This window comes from Streptomyces sp. NPDC005494, assembly GCF_042872025.1.
Classification (GTDB): domain Bacteria; phylum Actinomycetota; class Actinomycetes; order Streptomycetales; family Streptomycetaceae; genus Streptomyces.
Genome location: NZ_JBIAJR010000027.1, coordinates 1 through 5086, shown reverse-complemented (window position 1 = coordinate 5086; position 5086 = coordinate 1). Strand labels below are relative to the sequence as shown.

The following is a 5086-nucleotide window of genomic DNA, read 5'->3' as shown; positions in this document are numbered from 1 at the left end:
GACAGCACAGCAGCCGACGCACCGGCACCGTCCCAGTCCACCAGAACGAACCGGCCAGGGTTCTCCGCCTCCGCAGCCCGCACCAGACCCCACAGCGGGGCCTGGGTCAGTGAGGCTGCGGCCTGGGGGTCGGCCACCGCTCCGGGCGGCGCGGTGGCCGCACCACGAGTGACCACGACCAGCTGGGAAGAGGCGAAGCGCTCGTCCGCGAGCCATCGCTGGACGGTGGTGAGCAGCCAGTTGGCCGTGGAACGGACCGCGTCCGGCAGCGCGTCGCCGTCGTTGAGGTCGGGCACCGGGCAGAGCACCTGTTCCGGTGCCGGGGTGCCGCTGTCCAGAGCGGCCTGAAGTGCCGTCAGGTCCGCGTACTCGGTGACCGTTCCGGCGGCGAGCGGGGTGGCACCCAGAGATGCCGGCACGGGTGCCACGGTCGGCCCGCTCAGGGGCAGGCCGAGAGACAAGGGCTTCCAGTCGATGCGCCGGAGCGCGTCGGACCGCCCTCCTGAGCCGTCCAGCTGGGCGGCTGAGACCGGCAGCGAGACGAGCGACTCGACGGTCGCCACAGGGCGTCCGGAGGCGTCGGCCACCCGGAGCGCGGAGAGTTCGTCACCGCGCAGTCGGCGCAGGTGGACGCGCAGTTCGGTGGCGCCGGAGGCGTGGAGAGTGACGCCGTTCCAGGAGAAGGGGAGCAGGGTGGCGCCGTCCGCCCCGCCCTGCTCGTCCAGCAGGTCGGCGTGCATCGCCGCATCCAGGAGCGCGGGGTGCAGACCGAAGCGGCCGGCTTCGGTCCCCGCCCCCTCGGGCAGCGCGACCTCGGCGTAGACGTCGTCACCGTCGCGCCAGGCGGCCTTCAGCCCCTGGAAGACCGGACCATAGCCGTAACCGCGTGCGACGAGGCGCCCATAAGCACCCTCCACGGGTATCGGCTCGGCGCCGGGCGGCGGCCACTGCGTCAGGTCGAAGTCCGGCACGGCCGGCGCGGCAGTGAGCACACCTGTGGCGTGCAACGTCCACTCGTGGGGTGCCGCCCCCTCCGGTCGGGAGTGGACGGTGACCGTACGGGCGCCCCCGAGGTCGCCCGCGGCACTGCCCGTCCCGCCGACAGTGACGCGCAGGTCGGTGGCGCCGCGGCGCGGAATGATCAGCGGGGCCTGGAGGGTGAGCTCGTCGACACGGCCGTAGCCGAGCTCGTCCCCGGCGCGTACGGCGAGTTCGACGAAGCCCGTCCCGGGCAGCAGGAGGCTTCCGAGCACCTCGTGGTCGGCCAGCCAGGGATGCGTGGCGGCGGCAAGCCGGCCGGTGAGGATCACACCGTCGGAGTCCGGCACGACCACCGCGGCACTGAGCAGCGGGTGGCTCACCGGTTCCAGCCCTGCGCCCCCGACGCCCGCCGCCGTGCTGACGGTGGCGTTCAGCCAGTAGCGCTTGCGCTGGAAGGCGTACGTGGGAAGGTCGACAACCCCGGAAACCGGACCGTAGGCGGCGAACAGGGCCTCCCAGTCGAGCCGGGTGCCGTGGGCGGTGGCACGGCCGAGACCGAGGAACAGCTCCCGGGCTTCGGGGCGTTCACGCCGCACGAGCGAGGTGAAGACCGCGGCATCGTCGGCTTCGCTCTCATCGGTGAGGGCGTTCTGCGCCATCGCGGTGAGTACCGCGTCGGGACCGACCTCCAGGAACACGCTCACCCCGGCGGTCGAGAGCGCACGCACCCCGTCGCCGAAGCGCACGGCCTCGCGGACGTGACGCACCCAGTACTCAGGCGTTCGCAGGTCTTCGGTGGTCGCGAGTTCGCCGGTGACGTTGGAGACCACCGGGATACGCGGTTCCTGGAACGTCACGCTCTGCGCGACGGAACGGAACTCGGCCAGCATCGGCTCCATCAGCGGCGAGTGGAAGGCGTGCGAGACCCGCAGACGGTTTGTCTTACGGCCCTCCGCTTCGAAACGGGCGGCGACCTCCAGGACCTCGTCCTCGGCGCCGGAGATAACCACCGCGTCCGGACCGTTCACCGCAGCGACGCTCACCGCGTCCGACGTCAGATACGGAAGGACCTCTTCCTCCGACGCCCGCACGGCGACCATCGCCCCACCAGCCGGCAGGGCCTGCATCAACCGCGCGCGCGCAGCCACCAGCCGCGCCGCGTCCCCGAGTGAGAGCACACCTGCGACGTGCGCGGCCGTCAGCTCACCCACCGAATGCCCGGCCAGGAAGTCAGGGCGCACACCCCACGACTCCAGCAACCGGAACAGCGCCGTCTCGAACGCGAACAACGCAGGCTGCGTGAACTCCGTCCGCTCCAGAACCCCCGCATCCTCACCCCACACCACATCCCGCAACGACCTCGGCAGATGGCCGTCCAGCTCCGCCACCACCGCATCAAAAGCCGCAGCAAACACCGGGAAGGAAACATGAAGCTCACGCCCCATCCCCACCCGCTGCGCACCCTGACCCGTGAACAGGAACGCCGTCTTACCCGCACGCACAGCACCCACGGCCACACCACTCGTGCCACCCGCCGCAAGTGTCCGCAGCCCCTCGGCCAGTTCGTCCTTGGTGCCGCCCACGACCACGGCTCGGTGGTCCAGGGCTGCGCGGCCTGTGGCGAGGGTGCGGCCGGCCGGGGCGAGCTCGTCGTCCCGCAGCCCGTCGAGGTGCCTGAGCAGGCGTTTCGCCTGTGCGCTCAGGGCCTGCGGGGATGTGCCGGAGAGCGTCCAGGGCAGGAGGGGCGGTGCGGAGGCGGTCGTCACGGCGGGGGCCGGTGCGGCGCTGAGCGGCGCCTGCTCGACGATCACGTGGGCGTTGGTGCCGCTGATGCCGAAGGACGAGACGGCGGCACGTCGGAGGCGCCCTGTCACGGGCCAGTCGCGCGCCTCGGTCAGCAGTTCCACGGCGCCCTCCGACCAGTCCACCTCGTCGGAGGGACGGTCGACGTGGAGAGTCTTGGGCAGTTGGCCGTGGCGCATGGCCATGACCATCTTGATGATTCCGGCGACGCCCGCGGCGGCCTGGGTGTGGCCCACGTTGGACTTGACGGAGCCCAGCCACAGCGGCTCGGCGTCGTCAGGGCGCTCCTGCCCGTAGACGGCCAGGAGCGACTGTGCCTCGATCGGGTCGCCGAGCGTGGTGCCGGTTCCGTGGCCGTCCACCGCGTCGATCTCGGACGGGGCGAGCCGGGCGTCGTGCAGGGCGCGCTGGATGACGCGCTGCTGGGACGGGCCGTTGGGGGCCGTGAGTCCGTTGCTCGCACCGTCCTGGTTGACGGCCGAGCCGCGCACGACCGCCAGCACCGGGTGACCGTTGCGCCGGGCGTCCGACAGCCGCTCCAGGAGCAGGAGGCCGGCGCCTTCGCCCCAGCCGGTGCCGTCCGCCGCGGCCGAGAAGGACTTGCAGCGGCCGTCGGATGCGAGCCCGCGCTGCCGGTTCATGTCGATGAAGGTGTCGGGAGTCGACATCACGGTGACGCCGCCGGCCAGGGCGAGGGAGCACTCGCCGCGGCGCAGCCCCTGGAGCGCCCAGTGCAGGGCGACGAGGGAGGAGGAGCAGGCGGTGTCCACGGTGACGGCCGGGCCTTCGAGGCCCAGGGCGTAGGCGACACGGCCGGACACGACACTCGCGAGGCCGCCGTTGCCGAGGTATCCCGCGACGTCCTCGGGGACGTCGGTGAGGCGGGTGCTCCAGTCGTGGTACATGACGCCGGCGAAGACGCCGGTGTCCGAGCCCCGCTTGCTGTGCGGATCGATGCCCGCGCGTTCGAAGGCCTCCCAGGCCGTCTCCAGCAGCAGTCGCTGCTGGGGGTCCATGGCCTGGGCCTCGCGGGGGCTGATCCCGAAGAACTCGGGGTCGAAGTCCGCCGCGTCGTAGAGGAATCCGCCCTCGCGGGTGGAGGACTTCCCGGACGTGCCGGGCTCGGGGTCGTACAGGCCGTCGATGTCCCAGCCACGGTCGTCGGGGAAGAAGGAGACCCCGTCGCGGCCCTCCGAGACGAGGTTCCAGAGCTCCTCCGGTGAGGTGACTCCACCGGGGAAGCGGCAGGCCATGCTGACGATGGCGATGGGCTCGTCGGCGGGGGTACGGGGCGCGACGGGGGCCTTGGGGGCGGCGGTTTCGACGGCGAGCAGCTTGCTGCTGATGTGTTCGGCGAGACCGCGCGGTGTGGGGTAGTCGAAGATCAGGGTGGCGGGCAGGCGCAGGCCCGTGGCGGAGTTGAGGCGGTTACGGAGTTCGACGGCGCCGAGGGAGTCGAAGCCGATGTCGCTGAACGCGCGCTGCGGGCTGATCGCGTCGGCGTCGCTGTGGCGGAGTACGCCCGCGACATGGGTGCGGACGAGGCCGAGGACGGCATCGGCGCGGTCGGGGGCGGGGAGCGTCGCCAGGTGCTGGGCGAGGGTCTGCTCCACGGGGACGGCGCCGGGCCCGCTGTCCGCCGAGGTACGGCGGGCGGGGGTGCGGACCAGCCCTCGGAGTACGGCGGGGAGGGAGTCTCCTCTGCGCCGGAGCGCCCTCGTGTCGATGCGTACGGGCACCACGGAGACGGCGGTCCCGTCGCTCACCGCGGTGTCGAGCAGCGCGAGGTTCTCGTCCGCGTTCAGGGGGGTGAGGCCGAGGTCGGCGATGCGCTGGACGGAGGCGTGGTCGAGGCCGGCGCCCATGCCGTGGTCCCCGGTCCACAGGCCCCAGTTGAGCGCGGTCGCGGGCAGTCCGGCGGCGCTCCGGTGGAGGGCGAGGGCGTCCAGGAACAGGTTGGCCGCCGCGTAGTTGCCCTGTCCGGCGGCGTCGAGGAACGCGGCGGTCGAGGAGAACAGTACGAACTGCTTCAGGTCCAGGTCGCGGGTCAGCTCGTGCAGGTGCCAGGCACCGTCGGCCTTCGGCCGCAGCACGGCGTCCAGGCGCTCGGCCGTGAGGGACTCGGTGAGACCGTCGTCGAGGAGCGCGGCGAGGTGGACGACGCCGGTGAGGGGGTGGTCGGCGTCGATGCCGTCGAGCAGCGCGCGGAGCGCGTCCCTGTCCCCCGTGTCGCACGCAGCGACCGTGACGACAGCACCCGCCTCCCGCAACTCGGCAGCCAGCTCCACCGCACCCGGAGCCT

General features: G+C 72.4%; 1 protein-coding gene. It reads right to left on the bottom strand.

Annotated features, from left to right (window positions below):
* Positions 1 to 5086: type I polyketide synthase (locus ACFYQ6_RS34870; protein ID WP_388766873.1), on the bottom strand; the 5086-nt coding region annotated here is incomplete at both ends.